The 24,241-nt window shown below is 50.6% G+C and carries 20 protein-coding genes; 7 read left to right on the forward strand and 13 right to left on the reverse strand.

The features are described from left to right. Positions 1-80 precede the first annotated feature (80 nt). Complete coding sequence (gene manA / locus ACKQAD_RS10975; protein WP_409160190.1) at positions 81-1,253, reverse strand: mannose-6-phosphate isomerase; 1,173 nt, start codon at positions 1,251-1,253, stop codon at positions 81-83. Between the two features lie 240 nt (positions 1,254-1,493). On the opposite strand from manA, the gene fumC reads away from it, so the two are divergent. Then, a complete protein-coding gene (fumC, locus tag ACKQAD_RS10980) occupies positions 1,494-2,891 on the forward strand; it encodes a class II fumarate hydratase (RefSeq protein ID WP_409160191.1) in 1,398 nt (465 codons plus the stop codon). A gap of 69 nt (positions 2,892-2,960) precedes the next feature. Here the strand turns inward: fumC and tus are convergent, their stop codons facing one another. Further along, positions 2,961-3,896 (reverse strand): DNA replication terminus site-binding protein, encoded by a 936-nt coding sequence (tus, locus tag ACKQAD_RS10985; protein WP_409160192.1) that lies wholly within the window; start codon positions 3,894-3,896, stop codon positions 2,961-2,963. Positions 3,897-4,072: 176 nt separating this feature from the next. After that, a complete protein-coding gene (locus ACKQAD_RS10990) occupies positions 4,073-5,341 on the reverse strand; it encodes an MFS transporter (RefSeq protein ID WP_409160193.1) in 1,269 nt (422 codons plus the stop codon). A 114-nt stretch (positions 5,342-5,455) separates the two neighbouring features. Between ACKQAD_RS10990 and ACKQAD_RS10995 the strand changes: the two genes are divergently transcribed. The 4 genes from ACKQAD_RS10995 to ACKQAD_RS11010 all read left to right on the forward strand — a co-directional run bounded on the left by ACKQAD_RS10995 (position 5,456) and on the right by ACKQAD_RS11010 (position 10,259). Next, on the forward strand, positions 5,456-6,352 hold the full coding sequence (locus ACKQAD_RS10995; protein ID WP_409160194.1) for a LysR family transcriptional regulator: 897 nt from the start codon (positions 5,456-5,458) through the stop codon (positions 6,350-6,352). Between the two features lie 300 nt (positions 6,353-6,652). Beyond that, entirely contained in the window at positions 6,653-7,870 is a 1,218-nt protein-coding gene (gene mlc / locus ACKQAD_RS11000) for a sugar metabolism global transcriptional regulator Mlc (RefSeq protein WP_409160195.1), read from the forward strand. A 133-nt stretch (positions 7,871-8,003) separates the two neighbouring features. Beyond that, on the forward strand, positions 8,004-8,669 hold the full coding sequence (bioD, locus tag ACKQAD_RS11005; RefSeq protein WP_409160196.1) for a dethiobiotin synthase: 666 nt from the start codon (positions 8,004-8,006) through the stop codon (positions 8,667-8,669). A 102-nt stretch (positions 8,670-8,771) separates the two neighbouring features. Beyond that, positions 8,772-10,259, forward strand: a complete 1,488-nt coding sequence (locus tag ACKQAD_RS11010; RefSeq protein ID WP_409160197.1) for an MDR family MFS transporter — start codon at positions 8,772-8,774, stop codon at positions 10,257-10,259. A 49-nt stretch (positions 10,260-10,308) separates the two neighbouring features. On the opposite strand, the gene ACKQAD_RS11015 is transcribed toward ACKQAD_RS11010, so the two are convergent. The 6 genes from ACKQAD_RS11015 to ACKQAD_RS11040 form a co-directional block, all read right to left on the reverse strand. Next, positions 10,309-10,608 carry a DUF1161 domain-containing protein gene (locus ACKQAD_RS11015; protein WP_409160198.1) on the reverse strand — a complete coding sequence of 100 codons (300 nt, stop codon included), beginning with the start codon at positions 10,606-10,608 and terminating at the stop codon, positions 10,309-10,311. 632 nt (positions 10,609-11,240) lie between these two features. After that, entirely contained in the window at positions 11,241-11,591 is a 351-nt protein-coding gene (locus ACKQAD_RS11020) for a DUF1283 family protein (protein WP_409160199.1), read from the reverse strand. A 264-nt stretch (positions 11,592-11,855) separates the two neighbouring features. Then, positions 11,856-12,605, reverse strand: a complete 750-nt coding sequence (gene ydfG, locus ACKQAD_RS11025; RefSeq protein WP_409160200.1) for a bifunctional NADP-dependent 3-hydroxy acid dehydrogenase/3-hydroxypropionate dehydrogenase YdfG — start codon at positions 12,603-12,605, stop codon at positions 11,856-11,858. A 207-nt stretch (positions 12,606-12,812) separates the two neighbouring features. Continuing rightward, positions 12,813-13,997 (reverse strand): pyridoxal phosphate-dependent aminotransferase, encoded by a 1,185-nt coding sequence (locus ACKQAD_RS11030; protein WP_409160201.1) that lies wholly within the window; start codon positions 13,995-13,997, stop codon positions 12,813-12,815. Between the two features lie 301 nt (positions 13,998-14,298). After that, a complete protein-coding gene (locus tag ACKQAD_RS11035) occupies positions 14,299-15,516 on the reverse strand; it encodes a glycosyltransferase family protein (RefSeq protein ID WP_409160202.1) in 1,218 nt (405 codons plus the stop codon). 30 nt (positions 15,517-15,546) lie between these two features. Continuing rightward, on the reverse strand, positions 15,547-16,371 hold the full coding sequence (locus ACKQAD_RS11040) for a mannosyl-3-phosphoglycerate phosphatase-related protein (protein WP_409160203.1): 825 nt from the start codon (positions 16,369-16,371) through the stop codon (positions 15,547-15,549). Between the two features lie 469 nt (positions 16,372-16,840). Between ACKQAD_RS11040 and pptA the strand changes: the two genes are divergently transcribed. Both pptA and zigA read left to right on the forward strand, forming a co-directional pair. Continuing rightward, positions 16,841-17,071 (forward strand): tautomerase PptA, encoded by a 231-nt coding sequence (gene pptA / locus ACKQAD_RS11045; RefSeq protein ID WP_409160204.1) that lies wholly within the window; start codon positions 16,841-16,843, stop codon positions 17,069-17,071. A 207-nt stretch (positions 17,072-17,278) separates the two neighbouring features. Next, a complete protein-coding gene (gene zigA / locus ACKQAD_RS11050) occupies positions 17,279-18,493 on the forward strand; it encodes a zinc metallochaperone GTPase ZigA (RefSeq protein ID WP_409160205.1) in 1,215 nt (404 codons plus the stop codon). A 101-nt stretch (positions 18,494-18,594) separates the two neighbouring features. Here zigA and ACKQAD_RS11055 read toward each other — a convergent pair whose 3' ends face one another. The 4 genes from ACKQAD_RS11055 to ACKQAD_RS11070 form a co-directional block, all read right to left on the reverse strand. Further along, positions 18,595-20,106 carry a pyridoxal phosphate-dependent decarboxylase family protein gene (locus ACKQAD_RS11055; protein ID WP_409160206.1) on the reverse strand — a complete coding sequence of 504 codons (1,512 nt, stop codon included), beginning with the start codon at positions 20,104-20,106 and terminating at the stop codon, positions 18,595-18,597. Positions 20,107-20,115: 9 nt separating this feature from the next. Further along, positions 20,116-21,501, reverse strand: a complete 1,386-nt coding sequence (locus tag ACKQAD_RS11060) for a diaminobutyrate--2-oxoglutarate transaminase (RefSeq protein ID WP_409160207.1) — start codon at positions 21,499-21,501, stop codon at positions 20,116-20,118. Between the two features lie 469 nt (positions 21,502-21,970). Further along, positions 21,971-23,266: a glycoside hydrolase family 10-like protein gene (locus tag ACKQAD_RS11065; protein ID WP_409160208.1), complete on the reverse strand. Its 1,296-nt coding sequence runs from the start codon at positions 23,264-23,266 to the stop codon at positions 21,971-21,973. A 5-nt stretch (positions 23,267-23,271) separates the two neighbouring features. After that, a complete protein-coding gene (locus ACKQAD_RS11070; protein WP_409160209.1) occupies positions 23,272-23,559 on the reverse strand; it encodes a VF530 family protein in 288 nt (95 codons plus the stop codon). Between the last annotated feature and the right edge of the window lie 682 nt (positions 23,560-24,241).

The following is a 24,241-nucleotide window of genomic DNA, read 5'->3' on the forward strand; positions in this document are numbered from 1 at the left end:
ATCCTTTAGTAAAAAAATGCGCGTTTTCAACGCGAAACGCTGGCAGCTTACCCATAGGTAACCGCCGCGTATAGAACAAGTTATCGGTTAAATACGCGAGCGAGACGCCCCTGTCCCTCAACCGTTATCGGTGACTCACTGGCGGAAATAAAGCAGGATTCTCCCGGACGTAGCGAGAGCCGCTGCTCGTTTTTTTGCAGGACGGCATGACCGTCAACACAAAATACAATGGCGGCACTGTTCTGGCTGAGCGTTTGTGGACGCTGGTCCAGTTCGTGCAGCGAAAAAGCAAAATCATCAACAGGGATCGGGAAGCTGAGTTCATAACCCTGTCGGCGTGGCGTCGTCAGCAACTGGTTTGCGGGTTTGGCTTCAAACACGACATTATCCAGCAGTTCGGGAATATCAATGTACTTTGGCGTGAGTCCAGCTCGCAGCACGTTATCCGAGTTCGCCATGACTTCTAATGCTACGCCTTTCAGATAGGCATGCGGCGTTTGAGCAAACAGGAACATAGCTTCGCCCGGTTGCAGCGTAATGACATTCAGCAGCAGCGGGGAGAACAATCCGCTGTCATCAGAATAGTATTGTGTAATCGAGCGAATAGTCGCCCAGGGCTCGTCATCCTGGCTGTTTAACGCGGCTTTCAGCACGCCAAGTGCACGTGATTTTTGCTCACCTTCCATGCTCAACAGGTTGGTGAACAGCATGGCGAGATTCTTTGCGTCGGGTTGTTGTAAAAACGCAGCGATTGACGGATGTGCGCTGGCAACTGGCGTCAGCAGGCACACAATTTCAGATAATTCTCGGAACCCGTTCATGGCCTGAAAAGGCGTTAATGCATAGACCAGTTCCGGTTTGTGATTGGCATCTTTGTAATTTCTTTCGGCGGCATTCAGCGCGATGCCAGCGGCATTTTCTTTCGCAAAACCTTGTTCTGCCGCTGTTTTACTGGGGTGAACCTGAATGGAAAGCGGTTGTTCCGCGCACAATACCTTAAATAAAAAGGGCAACTCGCCGAAACGTTGCGCAATCGTTGCGCCAAGATGCGTCGTTACGTCTTCGGCAATAACGTCCCGCAAGTTACGGATGTTGCCTTTTTCATCCATAATCGTCGAGCTGCTTTTAGGATGGGCACCCATCCACAGTTCCGCCATAGGTAAATCGTTAGGATTTTCAATGCCGTATAGCTCAGTTAAGGCGTGTTTGCTGCCCCAGGCGTAGTGCTGGATGCAGTTGAGCATTTTTTGCATGTCGGCTTCCTACTATTACATTAATTGTTAATTTCTGTGATGCTGGCTGTTAATTACTTGAATGATTATGAATACACTGCATCTTCTTCGCTTCATGGTAATGTTTTATGTAGCGCGATGCCAGACAGTGTTAATAGACCAATATGTGTTATCAGGCCAGTGAGTGTTACTAGAATAGGCCCAGCGATGTGATTCAATGTCTTCTACTAGTTAAATGTATATTTTTAAGGAGGAAAGATAATGAGCACGACGCGTAGTGAAAAAGACTCAATGGGGCCGATTGATGTTCCTGCTGAACGTTTATGGGGCGCACAAACGCAGCGGTCGCTGGAACATTTCCGTATTTCTGAAGAAAAAATGCCGCGTGCGCTGATTTATGCATTGGCGCAAACCAAGCGTGCGGCGGCCCGCGTCAACATGGATCTCTCGCTTCTGCCTGCCGATCGAGGAAATGCGATTATTCAGGCAGCGGACGAAGTGTTAGCAGGCAAGCATGCCGGGGAATTCCCGTTAGCGATCTGGCAGACGGGATCGGGCACGCAAAGCAATATGAATATGAACGAAGTGTTGGCTAACCGTGCCAGTGAACTGCTGGGGGGAGAGCGGGGCAACAACCGACTGGTTCATCCCAATGATGATGTAAACAAAAGTCAGAGTTCCAACGACGTCTTCCCTACAGCGATGTATGTTGCGGCCGTGGTCGCGATCAATGAACACCTGATTCCTGAGTTGAAAGCGCTACACGCCACGCTAGCGTCTAAGGCCGAGCAGTTTAAGGATATCGTCAAGATCGGCCGTACGCATTTACAGGATGCAACACCGCTGACGTTGGGTCAGGAAATTTCCGGCTGGGCGGCGATGTTGCAGCATAACCTGAAGCATATCGAAAACAGCGTACCTCACATTTGCGAGCTGGCGCTGGGGGGCACTGCGGTTGGTACGGGGCTGAACACACATCCTCAATATGCGGTGCGCGTGGCGGCGGAACTGGCGACACTCACCGGTCAGCCGTTTGTTACCTCGCCGAATAAATTCGAAGCGCTGGCGACCTGTGATGCGCTGGTTCATGGGCACGGTGCTTTGAAGGGGCTGGCTGCATCGTTAATGAAGATTGCTAACGATGTGCGCTGGCTGGCGTCGGGCCCGCGCTGTGGTATCGGCGAATTGAGTATTCCTGAAAACGAACCGGGTAGCTCTATCATGCCGGGTAAGGTCAATCCAACCCAGTGTGAAGCGCTGACGATGCTGTGTTGTCAGGTGATGGGCAATGATGTCGCGGTGAATATCGGCGGGGCGTCCGGTAATTTTGAGCTGAACGTGTACCGACCTATGGTGATTCATAATTTCCTACAATCGGTTCGCCTGCTGGCTGATGGTATGAAGAGCTTCGACGAGCATTGTGCGATAGGTATCGAACCGAATCACAATCGTATCAATCAGTTGCTGAACGAATCGCTGATGCTGGTGACGGCGCTGAATACACATATTGGCTATGACAAAGCGGCAGAAATTGCCAAAAAAGCGCACAAAGAAGGGCTGACTCTGAAGGCCGCCGCGCTCAAACTGGACTATCTGACCGAAGCGCAGTTTGATGAGTGGGTTCAGCCGGAGGATATGGTCGGTAGCTTAAAAAAGTAATGGCCCGGTAATGAGGGCGTTATCTTATCGCCTGCTGGTGTTTATCAGCAGGCTTTTTCTTTTTCATTTTCATTCCAATGCGTCGGTATACAGGTGCAAACGCGGTATAAGCAGGCGAAGTTCGGCCGCTTTCGGTTTGTGCTTATGTTTTATGTTGTTGGCGTCATAAGGATTCAGCTCGCCGATAATTGGCACGTCGCCGCCGGACTCCTGCTGACAAAATACAATCAGGGGAGACGGGCAGGGATGCTGAACCTGTTTCTGCTGTTCGGGATACCACACGCGGGCGATGGGCTGCACTTTTACCGGGCGTTTGATTTTCAATACTGCGTCTTCCGGCAGCGACAGGACCGCGTCAATTTCCTCTTCTATATGCTCAATCCACTGCGCTTTGGTATACGGTGCCGTGTGTTTTGCAGCATTCCGACTTTTGGTCAGTTGTTCCAGCAGTTCCCGGCGCGTCATATTTTTGATGACGTGCTTATTCGCCCAGCCAAAGCGGACTGACGCCGGGTTTGTTATCAGCGTTAACGACCGGTAAGCGCTAAGCGTGATCAATCCTTTCAAATGTGTGTGGACGAACTCAAAGCGTTGTTCCGGCTCCAGTCCGGATTCGATGGTAATAATGTGTTCCAGCTCTTTTTTCAGCGCATTAATTTCTGCGATGAGCGACTGTGCCTGCTGATATTGTGCCGCGTTTACAGCAAAGCAGAGTGCACCTGGTAAGCGAATTGCACTTTTACTGCTGAGCGTTTCCGGGTAGTGGTGAATGAACAGACGCTGAAAGTGGGCTAACCCTTTATCGCGTGCCTCCTGCCCGACGAACTGCGTGACGGCGATATGTTCGATAGGATCATGCTCCGCGCCTTTTTCCACTGGGGGAAGGGAATAGACGCGGCCAGCGAGCAGCCGATACTCAGCAAACTGTTGTTGCATCAGGGCAAGTTTCTTCTCTAACGTCTGAAAACAGTGGTTCATACGATCGATTAGCGCGTAGCGATTCATAGCTCAACTTACAACTCATTTTAGTTACAACATACATATATTTATACTCAGAAACACATACTTCAGCAATCGTGCATATCATCATTTTCAGCAGTGCTGATGGGGGAAATATAGGGAAGTGAACAAGAGCAGCAAGGAATTTACCTTGATTCAGGTAAACTCCTATAAGAAAAGCGTTAAAGCCGTTTTTTAAGTATCAGGCTGACTCCGAGCGCGAGTACTAAGAGTGCGCTCAAAAAGACGGTGATACCCATCCAACCACATGCATGCCAGAAGAATCCACCTAGCGTGCCAGCCAGGCTTGACCCCAGATAATAAGAAAAGAGATACATTGATGATGCCTGGCCTTTCGCGCGCCGTGCCCGTTGGCCAATCCAACTGCTGGATACCGAGTGTGCCGCGAAGAAGCCGGCGGTAAAGAGCATCATCCCACCAAAGATAGCAAATACCGGCGTCAGTGCCGTTATCCCCAGACCTGCTAGCATCAGGAGGATCGCCATGCTTAGCACCGGGCCGCGTCCATAGCGAGCGGTTAATGCCCCGGCTTTTGGCGAGCTGTAACTTCCGGTGAGATAAACCACGGAAAGTAAGCCGACTACCGCTTGACTGAGTAAATACGGTGGGGCTAACAACCGGTACCCAATGTAGTTAAACAGGGTAACGAATGCGCCCATCAGTAAAAATCCCTGAAGGAACAGCAATGGCAAACCCGCATCGCGCCAGTGCAGTTTGCTATTCAGCAACAGCGTTTTAGGTCGTAATGAGCCGGGGCGGAAATGGCGTGACTCGGGAAGAATACGCCAGAATGTTATCGCCGCAATGAGCGCCAGTACGCCAATCGTGCCGATGGCAACCCGCCACGGGAAGTAGTCCGTCAAGACTCCGCTGATCAGACGTCCGCTCATGCCGCCAATCGAATTACCGCTGATATATAACCCCATCGAGAACGCCAGCACGCTAGGGTGAATTTCTTCACTCAGATAGCTCATGGCGACGGCTGCGACGCCGCTTAGCGACAGGCCAATCATCGCCCGCATGATCAATACGCCTTTCCAACTGGCCATAAATGCGCAAATCACGGTACAGAGCGCAGCCAGCATCAAGGACACGACCATGACATTTTTACGACCGATCGTATCGGAAAGTGGGCCGGTGAAAAGTAGCCCAAACGCCAGCATCACCGTTGATACGGAAAGCGACAAACTACTGGTAGCGGGCGAAATATCGAAATCCTGAGATAACACCGGCAGCAACGGTTGAACGCAATACAACAGGGCAAACGTCGCTAATCCGGCAGAAAACAACGCCAGCGTGACACGCATAAATTGTGGCGTACCACGGGCAATATAGGGCGTTTTCCCCAAAGATCTCAGGGGAATATCATCTGCATCGTCGGCCATAGAAAGAGGCCAGTCATTCGGTGCAGAAGATGGCAGGTTACTCACAATAATTCCTTACCGGAAAAGGTAAATCAGGCGTAAAACAACAGTAAGTCGATCATAGAAGAGTGATATTATTTTGTATAATATATTAATAGTCATGATTGATATTTTTAAAATATGAATATCGAACTACGCCACCTTCGCTATTTTATTGCGGTCGCTGAAGAGCTGCATTTTGGCCGAGCGGCAGAAAGATTACGCATTTCACAGCCGCCATTGAGCCAACAGATTCAAATTCTGGAAGAGCAGGTCGGGGCGAAGCTTCTGGCGCGTAACAACCGTAATGTCCAGCTCACGCCGGCGGGCGAGATGTTCCTGAAAGAAGCCTGGTCAATTATCAGTCAGGTCGATCAGGCGGCGGAGCGAGCTTCTCGCATTCAACGCGGCGAAATTGGAGAGTTAACGATCGGCTTTACGTCATCCGCGCCGTTTATCAAAAAGATTTCCAGCAGCCTGCTGCGTTTTCGTCACACGTACCCGGAAGTGCATATTCAGATGATGGAGCTCAACACCAAACAGCAAATTGAACCGCTGCTGAATGGTAAGCTCGATATCAGCATTATGCGCAATAACCCGCTACCGAACGCACTGGATCATCAATTGCTATTACGTGAACCGCTGATTGCCGTCGTACAGGAGTCCCACCCGTTAGCGCAACAGGCCGCAGGGAGAGCAATCAACATTACACAGTTGGCGAACGAACCGTTTGTTTTCTTCTCCCGCGCGGTTGGCACCGCACTGTATGACGATACGCTGACGTTGCTAAAACGCTATGGCATCAGCCCCTACATTACGCAAGAAGTGGGTGAGGCAATGACCATCGTTGGGCTGGTGTCGGCTGGATTGGGCGTGTCCATTTTGCCGGCGTCGTTTTTACGCATTCGGGTCGATGGCGTGAAATATTTGTTGCTGGAAGAAGAGGACGCCACAACGGAAGTTTGGCTGGTCACCGCGCGGCATCATCCGCAAAGTGCGGCGGCTAAAATGCTAATGTCGCTGATGCTGGGGGGATAATCATTAAAATATGCGCGCTAAATCACATAACGAATCAAATATTTGACGAGTTTATCGAAAAGCCCCACCATAGCCGCAGTTTTTTTATTTTGCAGCGTGAAAAATAGTCATACTGCAATGATAAAGATAAATTTCTCAACAGCAGTGCCAGATATACCCTAAATAATTCGGGATGCAGGAAGGCGACAAGGGAAAGAATCCCGATGAGCTTACTCAGGTAAGTGATTCGGGTGACAGAGCGAAGCCAACGCACATGCAGCTTGAAGTATGACGGGTATATAATGAGTAGGAGCCAGGTTTGTGATTGCCGACGGTCAACCAGGACACATCGATCAAATCAAACAAGTGAATGCCGGAGCGGTGTATCGGCTGATCGATAAGTACGGCCCGATATCACGAATCGAATTGTCTAAACGCGCTCAGCTCGCCCCCGCCAGTATTACCAAAATCGTCCGTGAACTGCTGGAAGCCCATCTGGTGCAGGAAACCGAATACCAGGATCTGGGGAGCAGGGGGCGTCCCGCGATCGGCCTGATTCTGGATACCGAAGCCTGGCACTATCTTTCTGCCCGCATCAGCCACAATAGCATCTCTTTAGCACTGCGCGATCTTAGCAGCAAGCTGGTTGTGGAAGAAGATATCCTGCTTCCCGCAGAGGCGTCACAGCCGCTACTTGACCGTATTCTGAATGAAATCGACCAGTTTTTTATTCGTCACCAGAAACGGCTGGAACGACTAACGGCAATCGCGATTACCGCGCCGGGCATGATTGACGCCAGTAAGGGCGTTATTCATCGAATGCCGTTCTATGACGTTAAGGAAATGGCGATTGGCCCGGCGCTGGAACAGCGTACGGGGCTACCGGTATATTTGCAGCATGATATCTGCGCATGGACGATGGCCGAAGCGTTATACGGCGCGGCGCGCGATTGTCAAAATGTGATTCAGGTGGTGATCGACCATAACGTCGGTGCGGGCGTGATTACCGGCGGACGCATCCTGCATGCAGGAAGCCGGAACCTGGTCGAAATCGGACACACACAGGTCGATCCTTACGGCAAACGTTGCTATTGCGGCAATCACGGCTGTCTGGAAACGGTCGCCAGCACGGAAAATATGCTGGAGTTAGTGCAGCAACGCATGAATACGTCCATGAGTTCGCTTTTACACGGTTCTCCGCTTAACGTTGAGAGCCTGTGTGATGCCGCGCTCAAGGGTGATCAGTTAGCCAAAGATATCATTAACGATGTCGGCAATAACGTAGGTCGAATTGTCGCCATCATGGTGAATCTCTTCAACCCCGATAAAATTCTGGTGGGTTCCCCCCTGAATAAAGCGGCCAGCATTTTGCACCCTGCCATTTTAGGCTGCATTCAACAGCAGTCATTCCCGCCCTATAGCCACAACATCCAGGTGGAAGCGACCCAGTTCTACAATCAGGGGACGATGCCCGGCGCGGCACTGGTAAAAGACGCGCTCTACAACGGATCGCTGCTGGTTAAACTGCTACAGGGATAACCATAAGGGCGTAGAGCAACAAAACATTGCGCTAACGCAAACTGCCTGAATAAGGCATAGCCTAGACTTTCACGCTTGGAAAGCATTTTAGCTGTGCTTGTTTTTTGGCATTCAGGTGGTCTGGAGTTATCCCATGTTGAAACGTATTTTTGTCACTGGTACTGATACCGCCGTTGGCAAAACAGTGGTATCCAAGGCGTTACTGCAAAAACTGGCGCTGGCAGGTAAATCGGTTGCGGGCTACAAACCGATAGCAAAAGGGTGCGAAGAGACGGAATCGGGTCTGCGAAATAAAGATGCACTGCTGCTACAGGCGGCCTCTACGCTGGAATTGCCCTATAACATGGTTAACCCCATCGCTCTGAGAGAGGATGAAATCAGCGTCAGTGATGGAATGATTGATTACTGTACAATGACGCAGGGGCTGCGCCACATGGGCGAGGCAGCGGATATCGTGGTGGTTGAAGGTACGGGCGGATGGCGGAGTGTCATGAACGATCTGCGTCCGTACTCCGAGTGGGTAGTACAGGAACAACTGCCCGTGGTGCTGGTTGTCGGCATTAAACTGGGTTGTATCAGCCATGCGCTGCTGACGGCACAGGCGATCATTAACGATGGTTTGCCGCTGGTTGGCTGGGTCGCTAACCGGATTAACCCCGGTCTGGCGAATTACGCCGAAATCATTCATGTCCTGCGGAAAAAGATTCCGGCGCCGCAACTAGGCGAACTGCCTTACTTACCGCGAGCAGAGCTGCGTGATCTCTCGCCTTACATCGATCTTTCTGCCCTCAGCGACTAATTTCTGTCGTCTTCTATTCCCGCTTCTCTGCGGGAATAAATTTTCTCCGCCACGCCACCTGTTATACTCACTGGCAGTTTTTCTTCTTATCCTGAAAATATAATGAAAACAGAGAATAACCAGAGACAAATGCCTGCTCCTCATCGCCATTGGATTTTAATTGCCTGTATGCTGGCTATGTTTACGGCGGCGATTGAGGTAACGATCGTCGCCACGGCGCTGCCCACCATCATCGCGGATTTAGGCGGATTTTCCCTGTTAGGGTGGGTCTTTGCGGGTTATTTGCTGACGCAGTCGATCAGTATTCCGATTTATGGCCGTCTGGCCGATCTGTATGGCCGCAAAAAGATTTTCTTCTTCGGCATGATGGTATTCCTACTGGGGTCTGTTCTGTGCGGATTTTCGACGCAGATGGGCTGGCTGATTGTCTTCCGTACCTTGCAGGGGCTGGGCGCTGGCGCAATAACCCCAATTGCATTCACTATTGTTGCCGATGTATACAGCTCGACCGAGCGCCCGAAAATACAGGGGTATCTGTCCAGCGTGTGGGGGATTTCCGCGATTATCGGTCCGCTGCTGGGCGCGTTTATCGTCCAACACTTTAACTGGGCACTGGTTTTCTGGGTCAACGTACCGATTGGGTTGTTTTCCATATTCCTTCTAGCTCGCTACCTGCCGACGATCACTGCCGTGCGCCAGCATCAGTTGGACTGGATGGGCGCGTTCTATCTGGTTGTGTCCGTCGCCAGTCTGCTGATGGCGCTGCTACAGGCTGAGGTGTTTGGTTACTGGGTGATCCCGCTGCTCGCGATCTCTGCCGTGGGCTGCATTCTGCTGGTCCGGCAGGAAAAACGCACGGCGGAGCCGTTGTTCCCGCTGGCGCTGTGGCGCAATCGAATTATTATTGCTGGTAATCTCGGGGGATTGGTCGTTGGGGCCGCCATGATGGGCGTGAGCGCCTTTTTGCCGACGTTTATTCAGGGCGTGATGGGCAAAACGCCGCTGGAAGCGGGCAGTATTCTGGCGATGATGTCAATTGGCTGGCCGCTGGCCAGTACGTTGAGCGGACGCTTAATGCTATGGACGTCTTACCGCTTTACGGCAATGCTAGGCGGTATCATATTGACGATTGGTAGTCTGACGCTCCTAACCGTTCAGCCAGACAGCAATCTTATGTGGGCGCGGCTTGCGGCATTTCTGATCGGTTCAGGAATGGGGTTAAGTAGCACAACGTTTCTGGTGTCGATACAAAACTCGGTGGACTACTCCATCCGCGGCATTGCGACGGCTTCCGCCATGTTTACCCGCATGCTGGGTTCAGCGTTGGGTACGGCAATGCTTGGTGCCACACTGAACATTAATCTGCACTGGCGATTACCGAACGTGAGCGATCCACTTCAGACGCTCATGGATCCGGACAAGCGCATTCTGCTGAGCGTCAATCAACTCGATACGCTGGCATCGCAAGTCGCTTCCTCAATCCACGGGGTATTTATTGTTTCTGCACTCATCGCCGCTATCACGCTACTTTCCGCCAAGATGATCCCTGCCAGTCAGCGGCCTGGGCAGGCCGAAACCAGACAGAAATAATGACAAAAGAAAAGGCGCGAAAGCGCCTTTTGCCTATCCAGAGGAGAGGTTACGGTGTTGTTGTCGGCTGGCCTTCTGCTGGAGTAGGCGCACTTTCGGTATTGACGTCGCCCTCGGCATGACGGGTGTACACAATCTTGTGCGAATCATTCTCACAGTGACCAACCACCTGACCACTGGCTTGATTCACCTGATCGTTCGGGACAATATCCAGCGTAAAACCGGATTCTGGCACGCCATTGGCGATGATTTTTTGGGCAATATCCACTTTCACGCTCTCGCAAGATGCCTGTGCAGCCAACGGAGCAACCAGAAATAACGCCGCGCCAAAAATGATGGTTTTTTTCATCTTTTGATCCTTTTCTGAAAAAAGACTCTTTGAGTATATCAAACGATGGAAATAACGCGAAAAAGCTGCGGACTCAAACCATCCATAATGGCCTGAGAAGGTTAAACGCAGGGGCCGGTGGCGCAGCCATACATCATAAACAGCGGGAAAAGGGCGACAGCCGGAATCATGAGAGGGGCAAGCCGCACGTTTTTGCCGGAGTTATCGCTGCTGTTGATCACCACCGGAATAGGCTGCGCCAGACGACCCGTGTTTATCGAACTGACCAGTGAGCTTTTTTCTCACTAAATGTGCCGTTCGCGCTAAAGGTGACTTCACCTTTTCCCATTGTCGTGGGAATTTGCGCTGAGAAGAGTTCGCGTAAATCGATTTCCTGCTGTTTGGTCAACCCGAACTAACCAATAGGCACATGATGAGCACGCCCCACAATTTTATGTGATAAGGGCGTGAAAATAACCGAGCTAAATTCATATTCATCCTGATGTGCTTCATTCTCTGGATCAGAGTCAATGTTGCCATGCAATAAAGTGATAATCGTTGAATTTAAAGGCGATGGTACCTTTTGAGAGCAGACGAATTTGCTGTAATACGACAAAAAGGGGAAACCCACGCCAGAAGACGTGGGTGAAAAATCAGGGGGTAACCGGGCGACCAGTACGACGATCGAGACAGCGATCGGTCGTGCTTTCCCAGTAAGCATTGACGTTAAAGCTGGCGTTGCATTTTTCGCGCCCATCAATGGCTTTTTCTGTCTTATCGAATTCTTTCTCAACGCGGTTGTTCACTTTATTACGCAGTGAACGCGTTGAGTCCCATTGCTCTTTGCTTTGACGCGCCGCTTCTTTCGACAGTGTGCTGTCCCCAGAATCGACAATGATATGGCGCGTATCTGCCAGTGCGGCAGGCTGCCAGGCAGCGGAAACGATAACCAGAGAAAGCGGGATGAAAGCCCGAATCAAAGAAGAAAAAGAGTAGTGGTTCATGTTTCACCTTGACAGAACGAATGATAAAAACAAACGCCGATGCCGCAGAACGATAACACGCGCACGGCAAGCGGTAGACAACAAAAGGCGACCGCCGTTCCCTGTAACCTTGGCGCGTCGTACAAAAGGAAAAGTTGCCCATAACAGAAGTATACATTCTTCGCCTCAACGACACTATAACCGTGCCGCACCGCGCGACAAGGGTGATCGCGCCAATAGAAAAGGGCATGAAACAGACGTTTATGCCCGACTCTGTGGCGGCTATCAGCCTTCACGATGTACACTTAAACCGGCAAAAGACTGGCTGACCGGCATCATTTCCAGCGTGTTGATATTGACGTGTGCAGGCAGAGTGGCGACCCAGAAAACGGCTTCGGATACATCTTCGGCCGTCAACGGTGTTGTGTTGTCATAGGTTTTGCTGACTTTCTCGTCGTTGCCTTTGAAGCGCACGGCCGAGAATTCGGTTCCACCGACCAGACCCGGTTCAATATTCGTGACGCGAATTCGGGTGCCAGACAGGTCGGCACGCAGACCCAGACTGAACTGCTGCACGAATGCCTTGCTGGCTCCGTACACGTTACCGCCTGCGTATGGCCAGTTGCCAGCGGTAGAGCCGATGTTGATGACATGCCCGATATTACGTTCCACCATGGCAGGCAGCAGCGCACGCGTCATAAACACCAGCCCTTTATTGTTGGTATCGATCATATTTTCCCAATCATCTACCGAGGCTTTATGTGCAGGTTCCAGACCCAGCGCGAGTCCGGCGTTATTCACCAGCACATCAATGGTCCGCCATTCGGCTGGCAGAGCGGCAACAGCTTTTTCAATCGCCTGACGATCGCGCACGTCCAGTTTTATCGTATACAGCGCATCGCCCAGTTCTGCCTTGAGCGCATCCAGGCGTTCCTGGCGGCGCCCCGTGGCGATCACTTTATGGCCTGCGCTAATAAATTTACGGGTAATTGACTCACCAAACCCAGCCGTTGCACCGGTAACAAAAATAATCATGCTCGCATTTCTCCCTGACGGTTTCCATATTCTGCTTGTGCCTGATATCACTATAAATAATGAAAGGCGTGGGATCATTTAGCCGCGCAATTCCCCGTGGGTCAAGCGTTACTCCGGTTTCAACGATGCGGTTCAGGAAAAATCGCCCCTCAGAACGAGGGGCGAATGCCGCGCTATCGCAAGCGACAAGACAGGCATGACGAGGGATTAAATCCAATTCTTGTTACGGAATTCGCGCATGGTGTCCGCAACCCACTGCATTTCCTGTGGTGTACCTAACGAGATGCGGCACCAGTTATCCGCCGGAGGGAACGCACGGCCGATCAGCACGCCCGTATCTGCCATATGCTTTTGGTAATCCTTGAGCGGTACGACCAACTGATGGAAAACAAAGTTTCCCTCTGACGGCAGGTAAGGCAGCTTCAGGTCATCCAGCGCTTTCAGCAGGATTTGGCGCGCCACATCATTACTCTTTTTGCTATAGGTAATAAATGCTGTATCGTCCAGAGACGCCAATGCAGCATCCACGCCGCTAAAATTAATTTTCTCTCCCGCGACATGTCTGCCCATCAACGCGATGACGTTGGGATGTGCAACGGCGTACCCAATACGCATGCCAGCCATGGCATGTATTTTGGAGAACGTTTTGAGCAAAATAATGTTCTCTGCGCCCTGAGCAATCATCGGCGAAATAGAGCGAAAGCGCGGATCGTTGACGAACTCGGCGTAGGCTTCATCGACGATAAACATCGTATTGGCAGGTTTGCTGGCAATCCACGGTTCAATTAAATCCGCTGGCGTAATCGTGCCCGTTGGGTTATTGGGGTTGACCAGATAAACGATAGAAGGACCACGGTAACCGGCAACGGCGGCTTTTAGCCCTTCAATATCGAAGGCCCAGTTATCGAGCATTTTGACTTTCGTGACGTTAATTCCGGCAATCTTGGCGAAACGCTCGCCGTCGCCGTAGGTGAGTTCTGGAATAACCAGTTGTGCATCCAGCGATGCGTAGGCTTCAATCGCCGCCCGGATGCCTTCGGACGAACCAGCCGTCAGCAAAATGGATGGGGCTTTAACCTGATGGTGTGCAGCCAACTTATTGCCAAGCATCAGAATTTCATTCTTTGCATAACGATTGGCTTTCACGATGGCATCGCGTGCGGCGGCTTGCGCCTTAGGTGACATACCCAGTGGATTTTCATTGAAATTAATGCGGATGGGGTTATCGACCGAGGGGGCAGTAAATGCTGCGTTCTCAGGTTGTGTTTCGGCAAAAACTCGAGAACTTAACCCTGTCGTTACCGCTGCCGTCCCCAGCAGGGCGCCAGAAAGTTTTAATAATGCTCTGCGTTTCGGGTTTAACACATCGCTTTCATTGATTAAAAAATTCATCAAAACACTCTCCTTAGTTGCATAATGGCAGGAGAGCTAAAGCATAAAACGCGCCAATTTATCACATTGCGCGATCGCTAATACCTTGTCAAATAGATGAAATAATATTTTCTTACGACAAATTTTTCCGTATGGCGGGAAATTTCACCGTTTCTGACGCATTAATAAAAGGTAAAAAAAATTGATTTATTCATTGAGTAATTAAATCAAAAAAATATGAATTACTTATGCAAAAGATCCATCATGACGCATGGAATGATGCATCATGATGCACTTGCTCTATGAGGTAGCGGGAGAAGCGTCACGTTTCCTGATTGTCAGCTTCTACCGCAGCGTACAGCCGCTCAAGGATATCGGGAAAAGCAGACTGCACACGGTTCCAACTCGGCACAAAGGGTTTATCACCTGGGCTATCGCTATAAACATGGCCGGAAAAGGTGATCACATCAGAGAATAATTCCACTGCCGACTCCTCTTTGTGACGATCAAAACTCAGGCCGTTCATACGGGCGTCATGTTCGAAAGCATCGATCATATCAAGGGCGGTGCGATAGTAAGTCGCCCGCAGAACGCGGAAAGAGTCCGCAGTGATATTCACGCCGAGAATCGCCAGTTTACGATACAGCGCTTTGGTGATGTCAGCCGCCATACGCTGTAATCCTGCATTCGGGTCATCTTCAGACATCGGCTGATGTTTATGGTCGTAGCGATCCGCAATATCGACCTGACAAATACGGCGGGTTGCGGTTCCACGATGAATTTCTGACAGCACGCCAATTTCCAACCCCCAATCGCTTGGGATACGCAGGTTATTCAGGATTGCGGTGCGCATCGCAAACTCACCGGAAAGCGGATAACGGTAACTGCGCATGTAATCCAGATAGTCGGAATTGCCGTAGACCTTTTGCAGCGATTTCAATAGCGGATAGACCAGCAGGCGTCCCACGCGACCATTCAGTTTTCCCTCTGCAACGCGGGCGTAATAGCCTTTGCAAAAATCGTAACTAAAATGTGGATTCGCCACAGGGTAGAGCAGACGAGCCAGCATCGCACGGTCATAAGTGACAATGTCACAATCATGCAGTGCAACACAGGCAGAGCGACGCGATGCTAACGTGTAACCGACACAAAACCAGACATTCCGCCCCTTGCCGGGCTCCTGCGGTGCCAGCGCTTTTTCTGCCAGTTCATCGCTGAGCGCTTTCAGGCGTGGGCCATCGTTCCACAGAATTCGATGTCGTTGCGGCAGGCGAGAAAAGAATTTTCGAGCGTAAAGAAACTGTTCCCGGTCAGCGCGATCTAGCCCAATCACAATTTCGCCAAGGTAAGACACTTGAGACAGCTGATCGATAATGTGGCTCAGCGCAGGGCCTTCCAGCTCAGAATAGAGCGATGGCAAAATCAGCCCCATACTGTTTTGCCCAGAAAATACCTGAAGTTCATACTCCAACTCTTCCGTACTTCTTTGAGTGAGGTTGTGAAAATTGGTAATGATGCCATCTTGATAAAATTCGCTCATCCTATGCTCCCATACCATCTTGTCGCAAGTTCATGCCAGGAAATGGCCGTTGCCGATAAAATGCTCCAGCCCTTCACTCCAACCCCGAGGCCCTGAAGCCTGCGTACAATATTGCTCACCAGCGTACGACTCAGGCAGGGTAAGAATTTGATTTTCTTTACCTTTAATGAGTACGGCACAGTCTACTGTGCATAAGAAGGAAACATCGTTAGGGCCATCGCCCAAGCCAAGCGTTTTGACGGAAGTCGCGTATTTCTCGATATACTGCGTTTTTATCCAGTTTGTCGTAAAGCCCTTACTCACTTGCTTACCCATAACGTGATGGAAGCGACCTCCTTGAGTTAGAGACAGCTCCATCTCCGCTAATAACTGGCAAAAATGCGGTAACTTGCCAGCATCATCCAGCCAAAGTAGCGGCTCAGAGGCTTCACGCTGTTGTGCCCAGTGGGCCTCTTGCTCGGTAAGCCCAGTCACCTCTGCGATTTCTGCGTGGTTCATATCGCCAAAGCCTTTGAAGCGGAAACCAAATGCTCGTAGCTGTGCCAACCGATCACGAATGACGGAATATTCCATGCCAATCCGCTTCCATGGGTAATCGGGGTGCGTTTGCCATGCCCGTGGGAGAGCGGCAATGGCACCGTTTTCTGCAATATAGGGATAATGTTCCAGCCCGAGCGCCTGCCGTAAGGGTTCAACTTCGGCCGCCGTTTTACTGGTGGTGATAATCAGCGGAATTGCCTCATTTGCCAGCCGCATCAGCCACGGTTGTGCGGCATCCCACCGATAAGTCTCATGATCGAGCAACGATCCGTCGAGATCGCTGAAAATAATCAGCTTCGTGTTACGCGTTTGCATGGGTTCTCCATGTTTTATCGTGGATAAACAGAGTGTCACGATGGGCGATTAACGTTGGTCAGAAAGGGCGTATGCTTGCAGTGAGGTGTTATATTCGTGGTATTGCTGAATGTGACCATTAGTACATTTTAAGGATAGGCGGCGATCCGTCTCTTCACCAATAGCATAATGATCTGGCTACTTTCCTGCTCACCAAATTCCAGTCGTAATGTCGCATTGCGAATCTGCGTTATTTTCATCTTATCGCTCCCATATCAAGTTAACTGGCGGTGCCGTTACGCACCAAACAGAAGCAGTATAAGAATCTGACCGGTCGCTAACAGTGGCCTGAATGACACACTTCGATGAGTTTAGGCCAATTTATCTCAGATGGATGGTTTATCATCAGGCGTGGGCATTCTATTGCCGTCTGCATGCGCAATAGCTATCTTAATCATCGTGCTGTTTCATCACTGAAAAGGACTCTCCCATGCCTCATATTGACGTCAAACACTTCCCAAGAAACCTGTCTGAAGAAGAGAAAAAAGTTGTCGCTGAAGATCTCGCTGCGGTTCTGAAGAAGCATTTCGGCTCTTCTGACGACTCGCTTTCTGTGGCGTTTAACGAAATTCAGCCCGACCGCTGGAAGGATGACGTTTACGATCCGCTGATTAAACCGCAGTTGGAAACGCTGGCGAAAAAACCAGGATATTCGTACTAAGCTCTTGTTTTACCATCAGCCCTGCGGGTTTTATTCGCGGGGCTGAAAGCCGCATCCATTGTAATCCCTTACAAAACTGGTAATGATTTATTGTTATGTTATAACATCACAATAAATTCAGATGGGTCGTGCTTATTCCTGCACGGGTTATCGAGAACGTCTATTTATTTGTTCGATAGTGTAACAAGCCAGAGAAGGATGCGAATAATGTCTGAAGTTTCCAGATACGAAAGGGTAGATAACAGATTGCCCGTCACCGTGCTGTCGGGTTTTTTGGGGGCGGGTAAAACGACGTTGCTGAACCATATTCTTGCTAACCGTGAAGGTCGCCGGGTTGCCGTCATCGTCAATGATATGTCCGAAGTGAATATTGACGCCACGCTGGTCAGAGAAGGGGGCGCGGCACTGTCGCGCACGGATGAAAAACTGGTGGAAATGAGTAACGGCTGCATCTGCTGCACGTTACGCGAAGATCTGTTACTGGAAGTCAGTCAGCTTGCCAAAGAAGGGCGTTTTGACCAGTTAGTGATTGAATCTACAGGGATTGCGGAACCTCTACCCGTTGCCGAAACCTTCACGTTTGCCGGTGATGATGGAGAAAGCCTTTCCGATGTGGCGAGGTTGGATACGCTGGTTACCGTCGTGGATGCGTTTAATTTTTTAAAAGACTATAGCGCGAATGAAAGCATCCGCTCACGCGGAGAATCGTTGGGCGAGGAGGATGAGCGTACAGTTGTGGATTTACTGATCGACCAAATTGAATTCTGTGATGTTCTGGTGCTGAACAAGGTTGATCTGATCGACAAACCCCAGCAGGAAAAGCTAATGGCTATCCTGCATTCACTGAATCCTCGTGCGAAAATCGTGGTTTCCCAGTTTGGGCAGTTTCCACTGAATCAAGTGCTTAATACCGGTTTATTCGATTTTGATGCTGCCTCACAGGCTCCCGGCTGGCTCAAGGAATTACGGGGCGAACACACACCGGAAACAGAAGAGTATGGTATTACTCATTTCGTTTTCCGAGCACGTAAACCGTTTCATCCGGCGCGTTTTTGGGATGTTATCGCGGGGGAATTGCCCGGTGTAGTAAGGTCTAAGGGCTTTTTCTGGCTGGCAAGCCGTCCGGGCGGCGCGGGTTCATGGTCACAAGCCGGCGGTGTGGCACGTGAAGGATTCGCCGGTCAATGGTGGGCGAGTGTTCCCAGAGAACGTTGGCCAGACGACCCCGAATCGCTGCATTACATTTTGTCAAACTGGATGGATGACATCGGTGATGCCCGTCAGGAGTTGGTCTTTATAGGGATCGATATGGATGAAGACAGCATGCGTTCCAAATTGAACCATGCTTTACTGACAGACGAAGAAATCGCGCTAGGCCCTGATGCATGGCGCCATTTTCCTGACCCTTTCCAGCCGTGGTAGGGTGACGCTTATCATTCTCCAGCAGCAGAGGGAGAGAGAAAGTAAAAAGCCGATAACCTCAGCGGTTACCGGCTTGTCTTCCAGATCGGTGTGTTAACGCATTACGCGTTCAGCAACGGCTGAGCGGTGCTTTCAACCAGTGCCAGCAGGACGTTAACATCGTCCAGCGTAACGGTTGGGTTCAGTAACGTCAGTTTCAGGCAGGTTACGCCGTTAAACTCGGTAACGCCCACGTTGGCACGACCTGACTCCAACAGCGCATCGCCAATGCGTTGGTTGAGCAATGCAATAGTCGCATCATCCGCTGTCGCCAGTTGCTGCGGACGATAGCGGAACAGCACGCTTGCCAGTTGCGGCTGCATCACCAATTCCAGTGACGCGTGTTCATCCACATACTGTGCAACCTGCTGTGCTAGCGTAACACCGTGATCGATGATCGCCGCGTACTGCTGTTGACCTAACGCTTCCAGACCCATCCACAGTTTCAGCGCATCAAAACGGCGCGTTGTCTGCAATGACTTAGACACCAGATTCGGAACGCCCTGTGCTTCATCAAACTCAGAGTTCAGATAAGCCGCCTGATAGCGCATCAGCTCATAGTGACGAGCTTCTTTTAACAAGAATGCGCCACAGCTGATGGTCTGGAAGAACTGTTTGTGGAAATCCAACGTAATGGAATCCACCAGTTCAATGCCGTCCAGATAATCGCGATACTTCTCGGACAGCAGCAGTGCGCCGCCCCAAGCTGCATCAACGTGAACCCAAATCTGGTGTTCTGCGGCCAGTGTCGCAATCGCCCGCAGAGGATCGATTGCACCCGCATCCGTGGTACCCGCTGTCGCGACAATCGCCAGAATCTGCTCGCCATTAGCTTTGGCCTGCGCCACTTTTTCCGCTAAATCGTTCAGATCCATCCGCGCGAAGCGGTCAGTTTTCACCAGCGTAACGCATTGATAACCCAGCCCCAGTAAAGCCATGTTCTTTTGCACCGAGAAATGGGCATTTTCAGAACAGAACACTTTAATTTTCTTCAGGTTACCCACCAATCCATCTTGCTGGATCGAATGTCCCTGACGGGCAAAGAAGGCATCACGCGCCAGCATCAACCCCATCAGGTTACTCTGGGTGCCGCCGCTGGTGAACACGCCTGCGTCTCCAGATTGATAACCGACTTGAGTACGCAGCCATTCAATCAGCTTCATCTCAATGATGGTCGCTGACGGACTTTGATCCCAGGAGTCCATGCTCTGGTTGGTGGCGTTAATCAAAATTTCCGCCGCCTGGCTGACCACCAGACTCGGGCAGTGCAGGTGAGCAACGCACTGCGGGTGATGCACCGACAGGCTGTCTTTCAAAAAGTACTCAATCGCACGCTCAATAGCGGCCTGGTTACCCAAGCCCTGAGGATTAAAATCCAGTGTGATGCGTTCACGCAGTTCAGCAACGGTTTTTCCCTGATACATCTCAGGCTGTTGCAGCCACTGCATGACGGCCTGACTACTCTGCGCGATCGCTTCCTGATAGGCTTCGATACTCTGCGCAGAAGAGGCCAGAATCGGGCTGACTTTTGTTTCCACTGCTTCTGTTTCCACTAATTGGGACATCGTGGTCATTCGCTCCACTCAGACTGGCTTCACGCCAGCAGACAGCAGGGCGTTTTCAAATTTATCCAGGAAGATTTCCAATTCAGCATTGCTGATCAGCAGGGAAGGCAGCAGACGCAGAACGCAGCCATTGCGGCCACCGCGCTCCAGAATCAAGCCTGATTCAAAGCATTTTTTCTGCAACAGCGCAGACAGCTCGGCATCGGCCGGGTAGCAACCCATGTGATCCTGCGCTTCGCCAGACTTAACAATCTCAATTCCGATCATTAACCCCAGACCACGAATGTGGCCGATCACCGGATAACGTTTTTGCAGCTCAGCCAGTTTCGCTTTCAGCCATTCACCTTGCTCAGCGACTTTGTTTGCCACCTGATTATCTTTCAGATGCTTCAACGTCGTCAGGCCAGTTGCCATCGCCAGTTGGTTACCGCGGAAAGTACCCGTGTGGTGACCCGGCGCCCAGGCATCGAACTGCTTCTTGATACCCAGTACGGCTAATGGCAGACCGCCACCAACGGCTTTGGACATCACGATGATATCTGGCTCAATGCCAGCGTGTTCAAAGGCGAAGAATTTACCCGTACGTGCAAAACCGGCCTGAACTTCGTCGATGATCAGCAGAATGCCGTGTTCCTGCGTCACTTTACGGATGCGCTGCAACCACTCGGCAGGAGCCGGGTTAACGCCGCCTTCACCCTGAACGGCTTCCAGAATCACCGCCGCTGGTTTGCGTACGCCGCTCTCAACGTCATTGATCAGGTTTTCAAAATAGTAGGTTAATGCTTTCACACCAGCGTCACCGCCGATGCCCAGCGGGCAACGATACTGATGCGGATAAGGCATAAACTGAACTTCAGGCATCATGCCGTCGACGGCTTCTTTCGGAGACAGGTTACCCGTTACGGACAACGCGCCATGCGTCATGCCGTGGTAGCCGCCGGAGAAGCTGATCACACCAGAACGACCGGTGTATTTTTTTGCCAGTTTCAGCGCGGCTTCAACCGCATCGGCACCAGAAGGACCGGTAAACTGAAGGCAGTACTCTTTTCCTTGACCCGGTAATAAAGAAAGCAGATATTCGGAGAACTGATCTTTCAACGGCGTTGTCAGATCAAGTGTATGTAACGGCAAGCCGCTAGTAATGACACTTTGGATGCTTTGCAGCACGTCAGGATGGTTATGTCCAAGCGCGAGCGTACCCGCACCCGCCAGACAATCAAGATATTGATTGTTTTCAACATCGGTGATCCACACACCTTCAGCTTTCGCAATTGCCAAAGGCAATTTGCGTGGATAACTCCTCACGTTCGATTCAAATTCAGCTTGTCTTGCCAAATAGGTTTCATTGTTTCCGGTTAATGAATTCGCACCTAAACTGTCAATACGGACTTTATCCGTCATCATATCTCTCCTACAACCGTGGAGGTTATTGGGACTCCACAGTTGAAAAATGAATTAAACATGTCATTGCCATAAAAAAGCGCGGCCAATATAGGTTTTTTCAGTCACCGACTCAATGATTTATTTTGTTTCGAAACCTTTATTTTTTTACAAGTAAATCAATAGCTTGAGTGAGTTATCTCGAGGTATGATGCCACGACCATCTTACATGCTTATTAAATAAGCAAAAAAAACCTCCTCCAGTAGAATTTTTTCGCCGAAAAAGTGGTAACAAGTGGAGTAAACAGCCCTTTTAGCCAGAGCGGGATTTCTCCAATGAGTTGAAGTGATGACAGCATTTTTATGGTTGGTCGTCTCTCTGGTGAGATGTTCAGCGAACATCAAACCGACTGGCGTTGTCCTGCCTGTTACTCGACGCTTTTTTCGATCAAATATTACTTTAAAAGGCGGCGGGCGCGTGGCTAGCGCCCGGTTAAATGGGGTTCCATCGACTTTTGAGGTAATTAACCGCATCCTGAGTCTGTGGCTGATTGAGAGAGTTCTCTCTGAACAGTATCGTGCCATTAATGTGCGGCATAGATTCATTCAAATCGAGCTGTTTTTTCAGTTCCGGTACGCCGCCATGTATCGTCCAATCGGGTTCATTCTTTGAAGGTTCACCCACTTTATACAGCGCCACACCAATATAAAGGTGCGTGCTTGTCGGCTTCACAACGTCCGCCCACCATTTCGCCAATACATCATAGCGCGCGGCATCGCGCGCGAAGGGCCAGTATAGTTGTGGGGCGATATAATCCAGCAACCCTTGCTGCACCCACAGGCGGGTATCGGCATACGCTTCATCGTAGGCGGCAGCGCCTCGCGTGTCGGAACCGGCCGCATCATGCGATCGGTTCCGCCATACGCCAGCGGGGCTAACGCCGAATTCAACGTCGGGTTTCAACTGCTTGATGGTGTGGGAAACCTGCTCAATGAGCTGCTGCGTATTATGCCGCCGCCAGTCGGCTTTTGAAGCAAATCCTTGGCCATATATTTTAAAGGTCGCGCTATCGTCCAGCGCGGAGCCGGGTGATTCGGCATAGAAATAGTCATCGAACTGCACGCCGTCAATCGGGTAGCGTGCAACGACTTCGGCCACGATACTGGTGATCCAGTTTCGTGCTTCCGGAATGCCAGGGTCGAGTACGAAGCGATCGCCCGCCGTGCGGATCCAGTCACGATGCAACACAAATACGCTGGCCGGATTCTGCGATAATGTGCGGTTTAACTCCGCGACGGTTGCAGATTTCGTGTTGACAGAAACACGGTAGGGATTAAACCAGGCATGGACTTTCATACCTCGTTTGTGCGCTTCATCCAGCATGAACTGTAGCGGATCGTAGCCAGGATCTTCACCAATATGGCCTGTCATCATATCAGACCAAGGCAATATTTTAGAGGGCCAGAGCGCGGTCCCATCCGGCTTAACCTGGAAAAAGACGGTATTGATACCGAGGTTTTTCAACTTATCAAGCTTACTTTTCAGTGTTTCCTGCTGCAGAGCAATGCGGATAGCAGGGCTGCTGGCATTGACAGAGGCTACCGGCGGCCAATCGAGACGGGAGACGGTCGCCAGCCACACGCCACGCATCGGCTCCTGGCTCTGCGGAGATGTCGTCGGAAGCGGCTGTTGAATAGGGGGAAACGGGGTGACAAGCGAGCTCGGTGGTTTAGATGCGCAACTGACAAGTAGAAGCGCCGCGGCAATCAGTACGACTGGCTTTTTCACGTTGATTAGCTCTTATTTCTGCGGCTATTTGCCCATGGGTCGAGGGCGGTATCATCTGGTTTTACGGAAAAGGAGTCATCCAGAGAATCGAGATACAGCGCTTCAACTTCGGCACGGGCCCAGGGCGTCCGACGTAAAAATTTTAAGCTGGACTTGACACTGGGATCGTTTTTGAAGCAATTGATGTTGATCAACTTGCCCAGTTGAACCCAACCAAAACGGGTAACCAGCGCATTGACTTGCATTTCAAGCGTGACACCATGCAAAGGATCTTTAGAAATATGAGCAGCCATGTAACGTCCGGTAATTTCAGATTGTGTATTGGGTTGGGCATGTAGCAGGGGGAAGGTTACAAGAAAGCGGGGCGAGCGGCAATGGTATGCCCGCAACACAGCCTAAACCAGTCGGCTTAGGGCGCTTTCTTTACGAGGCTGTCATCGTGGTGATATTTAGCTTCATTATTTAATTTAACATAATATACATTATGCGAACCAATGGATAAAAAGGAGGAATCTGGTCTTGCCGGTGCTGTCATTTATTTGGTCGTGTTGATATGTTGAATCAAATACCACGTCTTCAATGCCATCATCGTGGTGTTGGATAATCTCGGCTAAAGACGAACCTTCACCATTCCGGTAGATAGCAACCCCATTCTACCGGAATGGCTCAGACCCCTTTTGTAACATAGCGTCATACATTATGCGATATGCGAACCTTGGCACCACATAGACAGAATTTGGCCGTTCCACTGAGCAATTATACGTCCGCAAAACACTTTTCAGCGTCAAAAAGCTAACATCAGTAATTTATGCAATTTTGACTGCAATTTTGCCAAAATGGGAAGCGCTCTGCATATGCTTGAGTGCCTCATCCAGGCAATCGAGTTTATAAACCGAATCTATAATAGGTTTCATATCCCACTGAATCGCTACGGGTAATCTAGACACTTTCGAGTCGTTGATAATACTGCTGTTC

It is taken from the genome of Pectobacterium artocarpous, from assembly GCF_046159765.1.
Taxonomy (GTDB): domain Bacteria; phylum Pseudomonadota; class Gammaproteobacteria; order Enterobacterales; family Enterobacteriaceae; genus Pectobacterium.

Excerpts from the sequence above, each read along its gene's own strand:
- bioD (WP_409160196.1), top strand. The coding sequence starts at position 8,004 with ATGTTGAAACGTATTTTTGTCACTGGTACTGATACCGCCGTTGGCAAA.
- fumC (WP_409160191.1), top strand. The coding sequence starts at position 1,494 with ATGAGCACGACGCGTAGTGAAAAAGACTCAATGGGGCCGATTGATGTT.
- ACKQAD_RS11030 (WP_409160201.1), bottom strand. The coding sequence starts at position 13,997 with ATGAATTTTTTAATCAATGAAAGCGATGTGTTAAACCCGAAACGCAGA.
- pptA (WP_409160204.1), top strand. The coding sequence starts at position 16,841 with ATGCCTCATATTGACGTCAAACACTTCCCAAGAAACCTGTCTGAAGAA.
- ACKQAD_RS11055 (WP_409160206.1), bottom strand. The coding sequence starts at position 20,106 with ATGACCACGATGTCCCAATTAGTGGAAACAGAAGCAGTGGAAACAAAA.
- manA (WP_409160190.1), bottom strand. The coding sequence starts at position 1,253 with ATGCAAAAAATGCTCAACTGCATCCAGCACTACGCCTGGGGCAGCAAA.
- zigA (WP_409160205.1), top strand. The coding sequence starts at position 17,279 with ATGTCTGAAGTTTCCAGATACGAAAGGGTAGATAACAGATTGCCCGTC.
- ACKQAD_RS11040 (WP_409160203.1), bottom strand. The coding sequence starts at position 16,371 with ATGCAAACGCGTAACACGAAGCTGATTATTTTCAGCGATCTCGACGGA.
- ACKQAD_RS11070 (WP_409160209.1), bottom strand. The coding sequence starts at position 23,559 with ATGGCTGCTCATATTTCTAAAGATCCTTTGCATGGTGTCACGCTTGAA.
- ydfG (WP_409160200.1), bottom strand. The coding sequence starts at position 12,605 with ATGATTATTTTTGTTACCGGTGCAACGGCTGGGTTTGGTGAGTCAATT.
- ACKQAD_RS11035 (WP_409160202.1), bottom strand. The coding sequence starts at position 15,516 with ATGAGCGAATTTTATCAAGATGGCATCATTACCAATTTTCACAACCTC.
- ACKQAD_RS11010 (WP_409160197.1), top strand. The coding sequence starts at position 8,772 with ATGAAAACAGAGAATAACCAGAGACAAATGCCTGCTCCTCATCGCCAT.
- ACKQAD_RS10995 (WP_409160194.1), top strand. The coding sequence starts at position 5,456 with ATGAATATCGAACTACGCCACCTTCGCTATTTTATTGCGGTCGCTGAA.
- ACKQAD_RS11015 (WP_409160198.1), bottom strand. The coding sequence starts at position 10,608 with ATGAAAAAAACCATCATTTTTGGCGCGGCGTTATTTCTGGTTGCTCCG.
- ACKQAD_RS11020 (WP_409160199.1), bottom strand. The coding sequence starts at position 11,591 with ATGAACCACTACTCTTTTTCTTCTTTGATTCGGGCTTTCATCCCGCTT.
- ACKQAD_RS11060 (WP_409160207.1), bottom strand. The coding sequence starts at position 21,501 with ATGATGACGGATAAAGTCCGTATTGACAGTTTAGGTGCGAATTCATTA.
- tus (WP_409160192.1), bottom strand. The coding sequence starts at position 3,896 with ATGAATCGCTACGCGCTAATCGATCGTATGAACCACTGTTTTCAGACG.